This is a genomic window from Pseudomonas arvensis, assembly GCF_056688935.1.
In genome coordinates this window covers 872,224-886,887 of the sequence record NZ_CP162038.1, presented here as the reverse complement: position 1 = coordinate 886,887, position 14,664 = coordinate 872,224, and the positions used below count along the sequence as shown (strand labels likewise).

At 59.6% G+C, this 14,664-nt stretch carries 16 protein-coding genes and 4 tRNA genes; 6 read left to right on the top strand and 14 right to left on the bottom strand.

All coding sequences use genetic code 11. From position 1 onward, the window contains the following. The first annotated feature begins 37 nt into the window (after window positions 1-37). Genes AB3G88_RS03995 through AB3G88_RS03985 form a run of 3 tightly spaced genes read left to right on the top strand, consistent with a single transcriptional unit; the run spans window position 38 to window position 2,257 of the window. Window positions 38-667, top strand: a complete 630-nt coding sequence (locus tag AB3G88_RS03995) for a DUF1780 domain-containing protein (RefSeq protein ID WP_099587043.1) — start codon at window positions 38-40, stop codon at window positions 665-667. Window positions 668-724: 57 nt separating this feature from the next. After that, the gene (locus AB3G88_RS03990) at window positions 725-898 is read left to right on the top strand and encodes a DUF3094 family protein (RefSeq protein ID WP_016976295.1); all 174 of its coding nucleotides are present in this window, start codon (window positions 725-727) and stop codon (window positions 896-898) included. Between the two features lie 60 nt (window positions 899-958). After that, window positions 959-2,257 (top strand): NAD(P)/FAD-dependent oxidoreductase, encoded by a 1,299-nt coding sequence (locus tag AB3G88_RS03985; RefSeq protein ID WP_112193401.1) that lies wholly within the window; start codon window positions 959-961, stop codon window positions 2,255-2,257. Between the two features lie 175 nt (window positions 2,258-2,432). On the opposite strand, the gene AB3G88_RS03980 is transcribed toward AB3G88_RS03985, so the two are convergent. From AB3G88_RS03980 to rluD, 7 genes are all read right to left on the bottom strand, one after another. After that, window positions 2,433-2,509: transfer RNA gene (locus AB3G88_RS03980), tRNA-Pro, on the bottom strand. A 94-nt stretch (window positions 2,510-2,603) separates the two neighbouring features. Beyond that, window positions 2,604-2,679: transfer RNA gene (locus AB3G88_RS03975), tRNA-Lys, on the bottom strand. Between the two features lie 5 nt (window positions 2,680-2,684). Next, a tRNA-Pro gene (locus AB3G88_RS03970) sits at window positions 2,685-2,761 on the bottom strand. Between the two features lie 9 nt (window positions 2,762-2,770). Further along, window positions 2,771-2,846 (bottom strand) — tRNA-Asn (locus tag AB3G88_RS03965). A gap of 304 nt (window positions 2,847-3,150) precedes the next feature. Then, window positions 3,151-5,715, bottom strand: coding sequence for an ATP-dependent chaperone ClpB (gene clpB, locus AB3G88_RS03960; RefSeq protein WP_099583991.1), 2,565 nt, complete (start codon window positions 5,713-5,715; stop codon window positions 3,151-3,153). Window positions 5,716-5,846: 131 nt separating this feature from the next. Further along, on the bottom strand, window positions 5,847-6,572 hold the full coding sequence (pgeF, locus tag AB3G88_RS03955) for a peptidoglycan editing factor PgeF (RefSeq protein ID WP_480453318.1): 726 nt from the start codon (window positions 6,570-6,572) through the stop codon (window positions 5,847-5,849). After that, window positions 6,569-7,531, bottom strand: coding sequence for a 23S rRNA pseudouridine(1911/1915/1917) synthase RluD (gene rluD, locus AB3G88_RS03950; protein ID WP_032886184.1), 963 nt, complete (start codon window positions 7,529-7,531; stop codon window positions 6,569-6,571). The genes pgeF and rluD overlap by 4 nt, the downstream gene beginning before the upstream one ends. A gap of 149 nt (window positions 7,532-7,680) precedes the next feature. On the opposite strand from rluD, the gene AB3G88_RS03945 reads away from it, so the two are divergent. Together AB3G88_RS03945 and AB3G88_RS03940 are read left to right on the top strand one after the other, a co-directional pair. Then, complete coding sequence (locus AB3G88_RS03945) at window positions 7,681-8,706, top strand: outer membrane protein assembly factor BamD (protein WP_099583989.1); 1,026 nt, start codon at window positions 7,681-7,683, stop codon at window positions 8,704-8,706. Between the two features lie 124 nt (window positions 8,707-8,830). Then, window positions 8,831-9,064: a PP0621 family protein gene (locus AB3G88_RS03940; protein ID WP_099583988.1), complete on the top strand. Its 234-nt coding sequence runs from the start codon at window positions 8,831-8,833 to the stop codon at window positions 9,062-9,064. Here the strand turns inward: AB3G88_RS03940 and thiO are convergent. The 5 genes from thiO to pilV form a co-directional block, all read right to left on the bottom strand. Continuing rightward, window positions 9,051-10,160 carry a glycine oxidase ThiO gene (thiO, locus tag AB3G88_RS03935; protein ID WP_480453315.1) on the bottom strand — a complete coding sequence of 370 codons (1,110 nt, stop codon included), beginning with the start codon at window positions 10,158-10,160 and terminating at the stop codon, window positions 9,051-9,053. The genes AB3G88_RS03940 and thiO overlap by 14 nt on opposite strands. Before the next feature lie 62 nt (window positions 10,161-10,222). Next, on the bottom strand, window positions 10,223-10,624 hold the full coding sequence (locus AB3G88_RS03930; protein WP_112193393.1) for a type IV pilin protein: 402 nt from the start codon (window positions 10,622-10,624) through the stop codon (window positions 10,223-10,225). A gap of 11 nt (window positions 10,625-10,635) precedes the next feature. Further along, on the bottom strand, window positions 10,636-11,166 hold the full coding sequence (locus tag AB3G88_RS03925) for a pilus assembly PilX family protein (protein ID WP_099583996.1): 531 nt from the start codon (window positions 11,164-11,166) through the stop codon (window positions 10,636-10,638). A 7-nt stretch (window positions 11,167-11,173) separates the two neighbouring features. Next, window positions 11,174-11,881, bottom strand: coding sequence for a PilW family protein (locus AB3G88_RS03920; protein WP_112193391.1), 708 nt, complete (start codon window positions 11,879-11,881; stop codon window positions 11,174-11,176). Then, complete coding sequence (pilV, locus tag AB3G88_RS03915; RefSeq protein WP_099583995.1) at window positions 11,878-12,363, bottom strand: type IV pilus modification protein PilV; 486 nt, start codon at window positions 12,361-12,363, stop codon at window positions 11,878-11,880. The genes AB3G88_RS03920 and pilV overlap by 4 nt, the downstream gene beginning before the upstream one ends. Window positions 12,364-12,565: 202 nt before the next feature. Here pilV and AB3G88_RS03910 point away from each other — a divergent pair, with 202 nt between their 5' ends. Further along, window positions 12,566-13,147, top strand: coding sequence for a GspH/FimT family pseudopilin (locus AB3G88_RS03910; protein ID WP_099583984.1), 582 nt, complete (start codon window positions 12,566-12,568; stop codon window positions 13,145-13,147). Here the strand turns inward: AB3G88_RS03910 and ispH are convergent. Together ispH and fkpB are read right to left on the bottom strand one after the other, a co-directional pair. Continuing rightward, complete coding sequence (ispH, locus tag AB3G88_RS03905; RefSeq protein WP_099583983.1) at window positions 13,101-14,048, bottom strand: 4-hydroxy-3-methylbut-2-enyl diphosphate reductase; 948 nt, start codon at window positions 14,046-14,048, stop codon at window positions 13,101-13,103. The two genes, AB3G88_RS03910 and ispH, sit on opposite strands and share 47 nt — an antisense overlap. Before the next feature lie 172 nt (window positions 14,049-14,220). Beyond that, complete coding sequence (fkpB, locus tag AB3G88_RS03900) at window positions 14,221-14,658, bottom strand: FKBP-type peptidyl-prolyl cis-trans isomerase (protein ID WP_010213263.1); 438 nt, start codon at window positions 14,656-14,658, stop codon at window positions 14,221-14,223. Window positions 14,659-14,664: the final 6 nt, after the last annotated feature.

Genomic DNA, 14,664 nt, shown 5'->3' with positions numbered 1-14,664 from the left:
CTTCCTGCAGTCATCATTTGGACGCTAAGCTGCAAGCATGGATGACTCAGATTATTTGCGCCTGCTCACCGTAGCAGCCGAACAAGCCAACGCATTCCTGTCCAATGCCCGCAAATGGGAGCGTGAGCGTTGGGTCTGCCAGCGCCTGCTACAAGGCTTGAACGTGCCCTACCGCGCCGAAGAGTTTCACGCTGCGGGGCAAGAGCCCCCGGATGTATTGTTTCGTGATGCCAGTTTCGAGGTGTTTTTTGTACTGGATGAAGGGCGGCGACTCAACGACGAATGGCGCGATGAATTGCTACGCCGACGCAGTGCCTTCTCCCTCAGCCAACTGGTTCGGCGCGAAGCCAAGCCGCGACGCATTCCCGCCCATGAATTCCTGCTGCGCCTGGGGCCCACACTGCGCAAAAAAGCGCACAACTATAAAGAGCGCGGGATGGACCTGGGCGAGCTGGATATCGTCGCCTTCACCAGCCTCAAGCGCGAAGTGCTGGACCTCAACAGCCACTTTCCACCGCCCACCGAGTATCTGCGCCAGGGGTGGCGCTCGCTGTCGCTGGTCGGGCCGACGTTTGCACGGGTGCTGTTCGCTCACCCGGACGCGCCGGATTTCTTGCGCAACAACCTGGGGCGCAGCATAGTGTTCGACGTGGGCATCAGCCTCTGATCCCACCCCGACTGTAACGTGGCGCCCTTTTGCAACGTCTACCTGACGAGGCCTTCTATGACCAGCCGCCTGAACCCCGACGACCAACAGCATGTCGAAGAGTACCTGCAACTCTCCCAGAACCGAGTCGAGCGCAAGCCTTTCCGGCCGTGGCTGCTCCTTGGTGTGGTGCTGGTAGTGGTGATCGGGCTCGGTCTGCTGAGCCGCCTTTTGAGTTACCTGACGCTATGAGCTGCCTGGCGCTCGCGGGGGTAACTGCTCCGATTTCTTTTAGCCTTGCGAGATATCCCCATGACCCATCGTATTATTATCGTCGGCGGCGGCGCCGGCGGCCTGGAGTTGGCTACCCGCCTGGGTAAGACTCTGGGCAAGCGCGGCACCGCCAGCGTCACGCTGGTGGACACCAACCTGACCCATATATGGAAGCCGCTGCTGCATGAAGTGGCTGCCGGCTCGCTTAACTCTTCGGAAGACGAACTCAATTACGTCGCCCAAGCCAAATGGAACCACTTCGAGTTCCAACTGGGGCGTATGAGCGGGCTCGACCGTGAGCAGAAGAAAATCCAACTGGCCGCCACCCTCGACGAAGAGGGCCGCGAACTGGTGCCTGCGCGCGTGCTGGGCTATGACAGCCTGGTGATTGCGGTCGGCAGTACCACCAACGATTTCGGCACCGAAGGCGCGGCGCAACACTGCCTGTTCCTCGATACCCGCAAACAGGCCGAGCGCTTTCACCAGCAACTGCTGAACCACTACCTGCGTGCCCATGCCGGGCAGACCGATGCCGTTGAACAGATCAGCGTCGCCATCGTCGGCGCTGGCGCCACCGGGGTCGAGCTGGCGGCAGAGCTACACAATGCCGCCCATGAGCTGGCGGCGTATGGCTTGGACCGGATCAAGCCGGAAAACATGCACATCACTTTGATCGAAGCTGGTCCAAGGGTGCTGCCTGCCCTGCCGGAGCGTATCGGCGGGCCCGTGCATAAAACCCTGGAGAAGCTCGGCGTGACCGTGCTGACCAACTCGGCTGTCAGCGAAGTCACCGCCGATGCACTGATTACCAGTAGCGGCCAGGTGATTCCGGCCAGCCTTAAGGTGTGGGCTGCCGGGATTCGCGCACCAGGCTTCCTCAAGGACATTGATGGCCTGGAAACCAACCGTATCAATCAGCTGCAAGTACTGCCGACGCTGCAAACCACCCGCGACGAAAATATCTTTGCCTTCGGCGACTGCGCCGCCTGCCCGCAACCGGGCACCGACCGCAACGTGCCGCCACGGGCCCAGGCGGCTCACCAGCAGGCGTCGTTGCTGGCCAAGTCGTTGAAGCTGCGCATCGAGGGCAAGGAGCTGCCGTCGTACAAGTACACCGACTATGGCTCGCTGATCTCGCTGTCGCGCTTTTCCGCTGTGGGTAACCTGATGGGCAACTTGACCGGCAGCGTGATGCTGGAGGGTTGGCTGGCGCGGATGTTCTATGTGTCGCTGTATCGCATGCACCAGATGGCGCTGTATGGCTTCTTCCGCACCGCGATGTTGATGCTGGGCAGCAAGATTGGACGCGGGACTGAGCCGCGCCTGAAGCTTCACTAACACCATAAAACCATGTGGGAGGGACTTGCTCCCGATAGCGGTGGGTCAGCCAAGTATTTGGTAACTGAACCACTGCATCGGGAGCAAGCTCCCTCCCACATCAGCTTTTCAGGGCACTTGAGTTTTGCGCACGCAAAAAAAATCCCCGTATCTTTCGATACGAGGATTTTTAATATGGTCGGGGTAGGGGGATTCGAACTCCCGACATCCTGCTCCCAAAGCAGGCGCGCTACCGGACTGCGCTATACCCCGGTAAAAAAAAGGCGACCTTTCAGTCGCCTTCTTCGATCAGCGCTTTTGGCCTCTGATCTTAAGATTCGATTCCAGCGCTAACTGGTCTCAAAAATGGTGGGTCGTGTGGGATTCGAACCTACGACCAATTGGTTAAAAGCCAACTGCTCTACCAACTGAGCTAACGACCCAAATATGGTCGGGGTAGGGGGATTCGAACTCCCGACATCCTGCTCCCAAAGCAGGCGCGCTACCGGACTGCGCTATACCCCGGTTTGAAATTGGCTCCGTGACCAGGACTCGAACCTGGGACCCAATGATTAACAGTCATTTGCTCTACCGACTGAGCTATCACGGAACTACATATTTCAAAGTACAACTTTTACTGCTCTGTAACCTTCCTCTTCGACCCTGTCCGTATCGCTACGTTAGCGTCTCTGAGGCGCGCTATTCTACAATCTTAAAAACCCCTGTCAACCCTTTAAATTGCTTTTAAGACAATGATTTGCGCTTCTTTCTGATTTCTTCTTGGGGAGAAGAAACCCGTGGGCTGACGTTGCTGCGGGGCGCACTTTACAAGCCTTTTCCTTACAGTTCAACGCCCTAACGAAAAAAAAGGCCCCGCGATGCGGGGCCTTCTCTTATTTGCCTGCTGTTCAGGCTCAGTGGAAGACGATTTCGTCGTTTTCCACAGTGGCTTCGACGCTGGTACCCGGCATAAAACTGCCAGAAAGGATCAACTGCGCCAGCGGGTTCTCGATCCAGCGCTGAATCGCACGCTTCAAAGGCCGTGCGCCATACACCGGGTCGTAACCAACCGCGATGAGCTTGTCCAACGCCTCGCGGCTCAGCTGCAGCGACAGTTCGCGCTCAGCCAGACGACTGCGCAGGCGCCCCAACTGTATCTCGGTAATGCCCGCAATCTGATCCCGCGCCAAGGGCTCGAAGATCACCACTTCGTCGACCCGGTTGATGAATTCCGGGCGGAAGTGCGAGGTCAACGCGTCCATGACAGCAGCGCGCTGAGCCTCACGGTCCCCTACCAGCTCCTGGATCTGCGACGAGCCCAGGTTGGAGGTCATCACGATTACCGTGTTGCGAAAGTCCACAGTACGCCCGTGGCTGTCCGTCAATCGACCATCTTCCAGCACTTGCAGCAGGATGTTGAACACATCCGGATGCGCCTTCTCGACCTCATCCAGCAGGATCACCGAGTAAGGCTTGCGTCGCACGGCTTCGGTCAGGTAACCGCCCTCCTCGTAGCCCACATAGCCTGGTGGTGCGCCGATCAGACGGGCCACCGAGTGTTTCTCCATGAACTCGGACATATCGATCCGCACCATGGCCTCTTCAGTATCAAAGAGGAATTCGGCCAGCGCCTTGCACAGCTCGGTTTTACCCACGCCGGTCGGGCCGAGGAACATGAACGAGCCGCTCGGACGATTCGGGTCGGACAACCCGGCGCGCGAACGTCGTACCGCGTTGGACACTGCCACAACCGCCTCTTCCTGGCCGATCACGCGCTGGTGCAACAGATGCTCCATCTTCAACAGCTTGTCGCGCTCGCCTTCGAGCATTTTCGACACCGGAATGCCGGTCCACTTGGAGACGACTTCGGCGATTTCCTCCTCGGTCACCTTGCTGCGCAGCAACTGGTTTTCAGACTTGCCGTGCTGGTCGACCATTTGCAGGCTGCGCTCCAGGTCCGGGATGACCCCGTACTGCAACTCGGCCATGCGGTTCAGGTCGCCCTTGCGGCGAGCGGCTTCCAGTTCCTGGCGGGACTGCTCGATCTTTTGCTGGATCTGCGCAGAGCCCTGCACTTCGGCTTTTTCCGAGGTCCAGATTTCTTCAAGGTCCGAGTACTCGCGTTCCAGGCGCACGATTTCTTCCTGGAGTTTTTCCAGACGTTTCTTCGCCGCGTCGTCCTCTTCTTTCTTCAGGGCCTGGGATTCGACTTTCAGTTGAATCAGGCGCCGATCAAGGCGGTCGAGCACTTCCGGCTTGGAATCGATTTCCATACGAATGCGGCTGGCCGCTTCGTCGATCAAATCGATGGCCTTGTCCGGTAACTGACGATCGGTGATATAGCGATGACTCAATTTGGCCGCCGCAATGATCGCACCATCAGTAATCGCCACCTTATGGTGGACCTCATAGCGCTCTTTCAGGCCACGCAGGATCGCGATGGTGTCTTCTTCACTAGGCTCTTCTACCAGCACTTTCTGGAAGCGCCGCTCAAGAGCCGCGTCCTTCTCTATATATTGGCGGTACTCGTTGAGCGTCGTTGCACCGACGCAATGCAACTCGCCCCGCGCCAAGGCGGGCTTGAGCATGTTGCCAGCGTCCATGGAGCCCTCGCCTTTACCGGCGCCGACCATGGTATGCAGTTCGTCGATGAACAGAATGATCTGCCCGTCCTGCTTCGACAGTTCATTGAGCAGGGATTTGAGGCGTTCTTCGAACTCGCCACGGAACTTGGCACCGGCGATCAACGCGCCCATATCCAGGGACAACAGGCGCTTGCCTTTAAGGCCGTCCGGCACTTCACCATTGATGATGCGTTGGGCCAGGCCTTCAGCAATCGCGGTTTTACCCACGCCAGGCTCACCGATCAACACCGGGTTGTTCTTGGTGCGACGCTGCAGGACCTGGATAGTGCGACGAATCTCATCGTCACGGCCGATCACCGGGTCAAGCTTGCCTTCTTCGGCGCGTTTGGTCAGGTCGACGGTGTACTTGTCCAGGGCCTGGCGCGACTCCTCGTGGTTAGGGTCGTTTACTGCGTCGCCGCCACGCAGGTTGTTGATGGCGTTCTCCAGGGCTTTCTTGCTCACGCCCTGGCCCAACAACAATTTGCCGAGCTTGCTGTTCTCGTCCATGGCGGCGAGCAGTACCAGTTCGCTGGAGATGAACTGGTCACCCTTCTGCTGGGCCAGGCGGTCGGCCTGGTTGAGCAGACGCGCCAAGTCCTGCGACATGTTCACGTCGCCGGTTGGGTTTTGGATTTTTGGCAGTTGGTCGAGCTCCTTGCTCAATTCCTTGCGCAGGCTGCTGACATCAAAGCCCACCTGCATCAGCAAGGGCTTGATAGAACCACCTTGCTGCTCCAGGAGTGCCTGCATCAAGTGCGCAGGCTCGATGGCCGGGTGGTCGAGACCTACCGCCAACGATTGGGAGTCCGATAAGGCCAACTGTAATTTGCTGGTTAAACGATCAATACGCATTAGTCACCTTCCTTTTGAGCAGGCCGGAGCTATAAAACATTCCTGAATGAAGAAACCTGCCAGATACCCTTATAGATGGGGGGGATTCTGGAAGATTCAAGCCACGGACAGTTGACGTAAGTCAGGAGAGTCTAGCGTTCGAGCCAGATAAGGGAGGCAAATCGACCGGTGCGCGGGCTGCGCCGGTAAGAAAAGAATTGCGGGTCGGTCACCGTGCACAGACCACCACCGTAGACAGCCGTGACACCCCGTGCGGCAAGGCGCAGGCGGGCCAGTTGATAGATGTCTGCCATGAACTTGCCAGGGTTATGGCTCGGCACAAAAGCTTCGGCCGTGATCGGCAGTTGCTGCATGAACGCTTCACGCACTTGCGGGCCGACTTCAAAGGCTTTCGGACCGATTGCCGGACCCAGCCAGACCAATACGTCGGCAGGTTCAGTCTCCAGGCTTTCGAAAGCAGCCTCCAACACACCGGCCGCCAACCCACGCCAACCGGCATGGGCCGCAGCGACGCGAGTCCCGGCACGGTTGCAGAACAACGCGGGCAGGCAATCGGCAGTCATAGCGGTACAGGCGATGCCAGGGGTGCTGGTCCAACTGCCATCAGCTTCAGCCGTGTGACCAGGATCGGCCTCGACCACGCTCACCCCATGGACTTGGCGCAGCCAGGCCGGCTTAATAGCAAAGGCGTCGCTGAGACGACGGCGGTTTTCAAGGACAGCCTCCAGGCTGTCCTCGACATGATCGCCCAGGTTGAGGCTGTCGAATGGCGCCATGCTGACGCCACCCGCACGGGTGGTGACACAAGCCTTTACCCGAGCCGGCGCGGGCCAGTCAGGTATCAGCCGGTCACTCATCCGACAAACGCCTCGCGGTCCTGTTTGAGCAGCGACAGCAACCAGACAAAATCGTCCGGCAGTGGCGATTCCCAACTCATGCGCTTACCGCTCGTCGGATGATCCAGCTCCAGGAAACGTGCATGCAGTGCCTGGCGCGGGAACGTCTTGAGCGATTCGACCATGGTCTGGCTGGCCGCAGGCGGAATGCGGAAGCGGCCACCGTAGGCAGGATCGCCGACCAACGGGAAGTTGATGTGGGCCATGTGCACGCGGATCTGGTGAGTACGACCGGTTTCCAGCTTGACCCGCACGTGAGTGTGGGAACGGAAACGCTCCAGCACACGGTAGTGGCTCACGGCTTGCTTGCCGCCTTCCATTACCGCCATGCGCTGGCGCTGCTGGCCGTGGCGACCGATGGGGGCGTTGATCTTGCCACCCGCGACGACCACGCCGATCACGATGCACTCGTAGATCCGGCTGACGCTACGGCTCTGCAACTGCGTAACCAGTTGCGTCTGCGCCTGAATGGTCTTGGCGACCACCATCAGGCCGGTGGTGTCCTTGTCCAGACGGTGCACGATCCCGCAGCGCGGCACGTTGATGATGTCGGGGATATGGTGCAACAGGGCATTGAGCAAGGTGCCATCAGCGTGCCCGGCCGCCGGGTGAACCACCAGGCCTGCGGGTTTGTTGATGACCAGGATGTCGTCGTCTTCATAGACGATATCCAGCTCGATGTCCTGGGCGACCCATTCTCCCTGGGCTTCCTGCTCGGCAGTCAGCTCAAGAATCGCACCGCCATGAACTATGTCTCGCGGGCGGATAACCGCTCCATCCACAGTCAGGCGGCCGTCTTTGATCCAGGCGGAAAGGCGCGAGCGCGAGTGCTCAGCGAATAATTGTGCGGCGACTTGATCGAGGCGTTGGCCGCCCAATTCGGACGGCACCTCTGCGCGAAGTTCAATTTTATCGGACATGCTCAGACTAGGCGTGGCACAGCCTTTGGTTTCGGCTGCGCGCTTGTGGTTAAATACGGCGTCTTTTGCCCCGAGGCTTTCAACGGGGCGCTCATCATAACAGGACGGCCCCGCCCAAGACAGCGGCCGTCATAGGGACGCAAGCCGCCATGCAAGTGAAACACCTGCTGCTGATCGCCATCCTCGCCATGACTGCTGCTTGCTCGTCAACAAAGGACGTCGTCGACGAAAACCTGAGCGAAGTCGAGCTGTACCAACTGGCACAGAAAGACTTGGACAATAATAGCTACACCAGCGCCACAGCGAAGCTGAAGGCACTGGAGTCGCGTTATCCGTTCGGGCGCTACGCCGACCAGGCTCAGCTTGAGCTGATCTACGCCAACTACAAGAACGCCGAGCCGGAAGCTGCCAAGTCCGCCGCCGAGCGCTTCATCCGCTTGCACCCGCAACACCCGAACGTGGACTACGCCTACTACCTCAAGGGCCTGACCTCGTTCGACCAGGACGTTGGCCTGCTGGCGCGCTTCCTGCCGCTGGACATGACCAAGCGTGACCCAGGTGCTGCCCGCGACTCCTACAACGAGTTCGCCCAGTTGACCAGCCGCTATCCGAACAGCCGCTACGCGCCGGACGCCAAGCAGCGCATGATCTACCTGCGCAACCTGCTGGCGTCCTACGAAATCCACGTAGCTCACTACTACCTGACCCGTCAGGCGTACGTGGCTGCCGCCAACCGTGGCCGCTATGTCGTAGAGAACTTCCAGGAAACCCCTTCCGTGGGTGACGGCCTGGCAGTGATGACCGAGGCTTACCAGCGGCTGCACCTGGACGATCTGGCCAACACCAGCCTGGAGACCCTCAAGCTCAACTACCCGGATCACCCTAGCCTGAAAGACGGCCAGTTCGTGCCTCAGGTTGCCGAAGCCGACAACCGTTCGTGGCTGAGCAAGTACACCCTGGGCCTGATCGAGTCGCGCCCTCCGTTGCCGCCGGGCGAAACCCGCGCCAATCAGGACGTGATCAAACAATACCAGGACGCCAAGGAAGCCATTCCGTCGGAGCTCAAGCCGCACGACGAGAACGGCGACGTGATCGAAGAAGAAGAGCCAGAGGCTCTGGGCAACAACCAGGACCGCTCGTGGTTCAGCTACATGACCTTCGGTGTGTTCGACTGATCTGTCGATGCAACGCAAAAAAGGAGCCCCTCGGGGCTCCTTTTTTATGGGCAGTATTATTGCGCTGTGCGTCTGCCACGTCCTTGGCTAAACTGGCGCATTCCTTATCGAGAAACCGCCCATCATGCTTCGTCTTCTGTTCTGGATTGCCGTTATTGCTGCCGCGGTATGGTTCTGGCGCAAATTCAAAAACCCGGCCGCCAAGCAGCAACGCAACAACGAGCCTGACGCTGCGTTGATGGTGCGTTGCGCCCACTGCGGCGTGCACCTGCCACAGGATCGCGCCCTAAGCTTGCGCCAGGAGTGGTATTGCACTCAGGCGCATCTGGAGCAGGGACCGAAGTCTATACAGCGCTGATGCGACCTTCAGGCAAGTAAGGCGCAGGATCGATGATCGGCGCATGCCCCAGCAGCAAGTCTGCAAACAACTGACAGGACGCCGGCGCCAGTACCAGGCCGTTGCGGTAATGCCCGCAATTGAGCCACAGCCCTTTAAAGCCGGGAACCTGGCCGATATAGGGAATACCTTCCGGTGAGCCTGGGCGCAAACCGGCCCAATGCCCCACTACTTCGGCGTCTGCCAGGGCGGGAATCAGCTCCACAGCCGAGGCTTTGAGACTTTCCAGCGCAGTATCGGTGGGGGTCTTGTCGAAGCCCTCGTGTTCCAGGGTACTGCCAATGAGAATATGCCCGTCGCGCCGGGGTATGGCATAACGGCCCTTGGCCAGGACCATGCTCGACAAGAAGTCCGAGGCGCATTTGTACAAAATCATCTGCCCCTTGACCGGTTCCACCGGCAGCACCAAGCCCAGCGTGCCGAGCAACTCACCGCTCCACGCGCCTGCTGCCAGTACCACTTGCTCCCCGACAATCGGCCCCCCTGCAGTGTTTACGCCCACCACATTGTCGCCTTCCATGACAAATCCAGTGACTTCACACTGTTCGTGAACAGTTACGCCAGGCAGTGCCAACAACGCAGCCTTGAGGGATTTGACCAAGCGAGGGTTGCGCACATTGGCCACGTCAGCCATATAGATCGCGCTGGAATACCCGCCACCCAGCACCGGAACCGCATCATGGGCGGCCGACACATCCACTTTGCCTAGAGGCCGACCTTCACGGACCGCCCATGCCAGCGCCTCGGCCTCATCTTCCAAGTCCAGCCAGTACAAGCCGGTGGTATGAACCTCAGGGTCGATGCCGGTGGCGGCAAACAGGCGCTCAGCCAGTTGCGGATAAAAATCCTGGGACCAATGGGCCAATGCAGTGACCGACGGGCTGTAGCGCCACGGATACAGCGGAGACACAATGCCACCGCCCGCCCATGAAGACTCCTGCCCCACACCGGCGCGCTCCAACAGGACCACCGCCTGCCCCTGGCTCGCCAGGTTGTACGCGGTCAGCAGGCCAATGACTCCGCCGCCGACAATCACCACTTGCTGTTGCTTAGCCATCATTCGATCCAGCCGATAAATAGGAACAAGCGCACCTGGCGCCCAATCATCCAGCACCCCCATCATTGCCCCCAGCATGTCTGGCGCGACATTTCAGGTGCCGCCCCCGGATTGGCCCGCACACCCGTGCTGCTAAGGCTGAAGTCACCACAAGGGTCACCCACCATCAACGAATCGACGCCCGGCGTAGCGACCAGGTAGAAATCCTGAGGGTTCAACGCAGCGGTGATTCTATAGCGATCATTGCCGGTGCTGACGCCGCTGGCGTCAATAAAAGTGCCGTTCCTCGTATAAAAACGCTCAAGGTGCTGAGCTTGCTCGGTCAGTAGCGCGACAATTTCCGCGCGATAGACCTTTTTTACATGACGGGTGTAGCCGGGGTAAGCGATCCCGGCCAGAAACGCGATGATCGCTACGCAGATAAGTAACTCGATCAGGGTAAAGCCCCGGCAGTCCATGCCCATTCCACTATTCCTCATTGAAGCTGTCGCCATGACACCCGCCGAAACCGCGGGCCACTTTCCAATTCCACCCGCGCATATACAGTCTCCAATACCGTGCGCGACTGGCCGCTGAACCCGACCGCCGTCACCCGGTAGACCGCCGCCGAGGCATGAGGCGGCAGATGCGCCAGCCCTACGCCAGGACCCAAGGCTTGAATGCCGTAGAGCCCTCCCCTGACGGCAACCCAGGTCACTGCCGAAACAGGGTTCGTCCCTGCAGCCACCAGCAAAAACGCCTCGTCCGGCGGCGCGCAGGTAACAATCGACCAGCACTGCGGCCACCCGACACCCGCTCGCTGCACCGCCTGCTCTCCCAGCCTCAAGCCGCTTTCGGCGTTTTGAAGCGACTGGTTTCGTTGCCACAGGCTGCCGCTGATCTTTTGCTGGGCCACCGCACCTTGGATTGACGACAAGCCAATCAGTGACAACAGCAGCAAAAACACCAGGCTTATCAGCAGCACCATTCCCCTCTGCTGCGAAGAAATACCGTCAGTCAGCACCATGACCGCCCTACCCCACACGGTTACGCAGCGCCGCCACGACGCTATAGGTTTGATCTTTCACCCGGCCCGTCGGGTCTCGCAGCGTCATGCGGATGCGTACGCTGCGGATCAACGACTCGTCAGACGGCATGGCGTCGTAGCGCACTACCTGCGCCGATGTCGGCCCGGCCGCCACACCGAAACTGAGATCGAACGCCCCCACGTTATCCACCAACACTGCCCTGGCCGGCGCAGCAGGCGTGCTGACCTTTAACTGGCCGGCCTCGAAGGTGTAGGTGAGTTGGCGAATGGCAAAGCGAATCTGCCCGGGAACTGGCGAAGGTGAGGTCCCGCCGTATGCATAGGCCGTACCCGTGCAGTCGGACAACACCGTCCAGTCAGGTTTGCCACCGCCATCACCCACGTCCGCAGTCAACAGTGTCAGCGACGTTGAACCGCCCCCGGCACTCCAGCCAACCGGCCGATCAAAGGCCGGTGGGGCATTGTCGATAAACGCAGTAGCCATACAGCCAAACATGCCCGCCTGACGGATATCCTGAAGCATCTTGCCCAGCGCAAACCGGGCGTCGTCCTGCAGCAACATGGCTGCCTGCTGGCTGGCGTGGGTCATTCGGGAACCGATCACCACTTGGCTGCCCCCAAGCACCAGCACCAAACCGACTGCCAGGGCCAGCAGCAACTCCATCAAGCTGAAACCCCTCGCCACAGGCCTCATTGCGCCACCTCCGGCCCTGGGTCGATGCGACTGGTCAGGGTAAAGGTTTCCCGCGCATCAGGGATATTCGAACTCGATCGGTCATCCCAACTGATACTGACCGTCACCTCATTTCTACTGACCACCACAGAGCCTTTGGCACTCTCCCCGGCAAAACCGCGAATATTGGCCTCGAAATCATGCAGGTCCAGGTCACGCACACTGGCAGTCGCGGTATTGGCCGGAGCCCTTACCCTCCCTGGCGATGAGTAGTCGGCGCCGGAATTGGCGCGGATTCGGTCGAGCATATCGTAGGCAATGAAACTGGCCTGACTGGTCATCCTCGAACTGTCGGTGTATTTGAGGGCATTGAGCTGGAGCACCACCGCGCCTAACAGGCCGACCGCGAGAATCAGCACCGCTACCAGTACCTCAATCAACGTCATGCCGATTTGATGTCGTGCTACAGCGTGGGGAAAACAGGTATTCAGGCAGGCAAGCATTACCGTCGTCATCCGTGTCGAAGGGCAAAAAAAGCAGGAAATCCTGCGGTGCGGCCCAAGACTAGCGTCGGTTTTTCGCCCGCGCTGCCGATGGAACAAAGGGAAATACTTTGGACATGAAGGCCATCATTCGGCACTCCGCGCCGGGCGCTATACCTATGTCTCAACCTGCTTTCTGCATACGTCCACGGAGGGACGACCAATGGGACAACGAGGTTTTACCCTGATCGAACTGCTGCTCGGACTGATCGTGAGCGGCATCCTGGCGCATCTGGCAGTGCCGGGTTTCGCGGGGCTGCTGGAGTCACAGCAGCGACAAAGCGCGGCGCAATCGCTGACCAACGGACTCCGCTTCGCACGCACCGAAGCCATCACGCGTAACCGCGCGGTGGTCATTCACGCACTGGACGATGACTGGAGTCGAGGTTGGCGGGTGATAGTGGACATCAGCGGGCGCGGCCATCTGGACGACAACAACCCGGTGCTGCTGGAGCGCCAGGACAGCGGTCGTGTGCCGATAGTGGGAAATGGCCCGGTCAAAAGCCAGGTGCGATTCAGCGGGTTGGGCGAACCGGTATTTTCAGGGGGAGGTTTTCGTGCCGGCACTGTGCACATATGCGCCAAGGACTCGGCGCAAAGTGTGCACCAAGTGGTGCTGGCGCCCAGTGGGCGCATCAGCCTGCGCAGCGATAAAGCCGAACAGGCGTTGTGCCGGAGTACCTCCGGCACCCTGGCATTCAGAGCAGTGAGCGAACCCGCAGCTCCTTGGGCATGGAGAAAGTGATGTTCTCTTCACGTCCCGCCAACTCATCAGCGCCGGTAGCCCCCCAGGCGTGCAGTTGCTGGATAACACCGCGCACCAGTACTTCAGGGGCAGAAGCACCCGCTGTGATGCCGATACGCTGGACGCCATCGAACCAACTGCGCTGCATGTCTTCAGCCCCGTCGATCAAGTACGCCGGGGTAGCCATGCGCTCAGCCAGCTCACGCAGACGGTTGGAGTTGGAGCTGTTGGGGCTGCCGACCACCAGAACCACATCGCACTCGTCAGCCAATTGCTTGACCGCGTCCTGGCGATTTTGGGTGGCGTAGCAGATGTCATCCTTACGCGGGCCGCCGATGGCCGGGAAACGGGTGCGCAGGGCATCGATCACACGGCTGGTGTCGTCCATGGACAAGGTGGTCTGGGTGACGAAGGCCAAACGATCTGGGTTGTGCACCTGCAGGTTGGCGACGTCTTTCTCGTCTTCCACCAGGTAGATGGCGCCGCCATTGCTGGCGTCGTATTGGCCCATGGTGCCTTCGACTTCCGGGTGACCGGCATGACCGATCAGGATGCATTCCCGACCGTCGCGGCTGTAGCGCGCGACTTCGATGTGCACCTTGGTGACCAGAGGGCAGGTGGCATCGAACACTTTGAGGCCACGGCCTGCTGCTTCGGTACGCACGGCCTGGGAAACACCGTGGGCACTGAAGATGACGATCACGTCGTCCGGCACCTGGTCTAGCTCTTCGACAAAGATCGCGCCGCGTGCGCGCAGGTCTTCGACCACAAACTTGTTGTGGACGACTTCATGACGCACGTAGATCGGCGGACCGAAGACTTCCAGGGCGCGATTGACGATTTCGATCGCACGGTCCACGCCGGCGCAGAAGCCACGGGGGTTGGCGAGTTTGATTTGCATGCTGTGCCTCGTGTCTGGCGCTGGGGTCAGAGTTGATGCTACTGAACTGACAATAGAGATCAAAAGTGGGAGAGGGCTTGCCCCCGATGGCTGCGCGTCAATTGATACATCTTTGACTGAGCCGCTGCCATCGGGGGCAAGCCCCCTCCCACATTTTAGACCGGGGCGTTGATCAAAGTGCTTTAACGTCGATGATTTCAACGTCAAAGGTCAAGGTTTTACCGGCCAACGGGTGGTTGAAGTCGATCGTCACTTGCGCGTCATCGAAGGTTTTCACCACGCCAGGCAGTTCGGTATTCGCCGCGTCGTTGAAGATCACCAGCAGGCCTTCCGACAGGTCCATGTCCTGGAACTGCGAACGCGGGATGATCTGCACATTTTGCGGGTTGGGCTGGCCAAAGGCGTTTTCCGGCAGAATCTGCAGGGTGCGCTTGTCGCCGGCCTTGAAACCGAACAGGGCCGCTTCAAAACCCGGCAGCAGGTTGCCGTCACCGACCTTGAAGGTCGCAGGGGCTTTGTCGAACGTGCTGTCGACCGTGTCGCCATTCTCCAGGCGCAATGCAAAGTGCAAAGTGACTTCCGTGTTCTGGCCGATGCGTTGCTCAGCCAATACCTG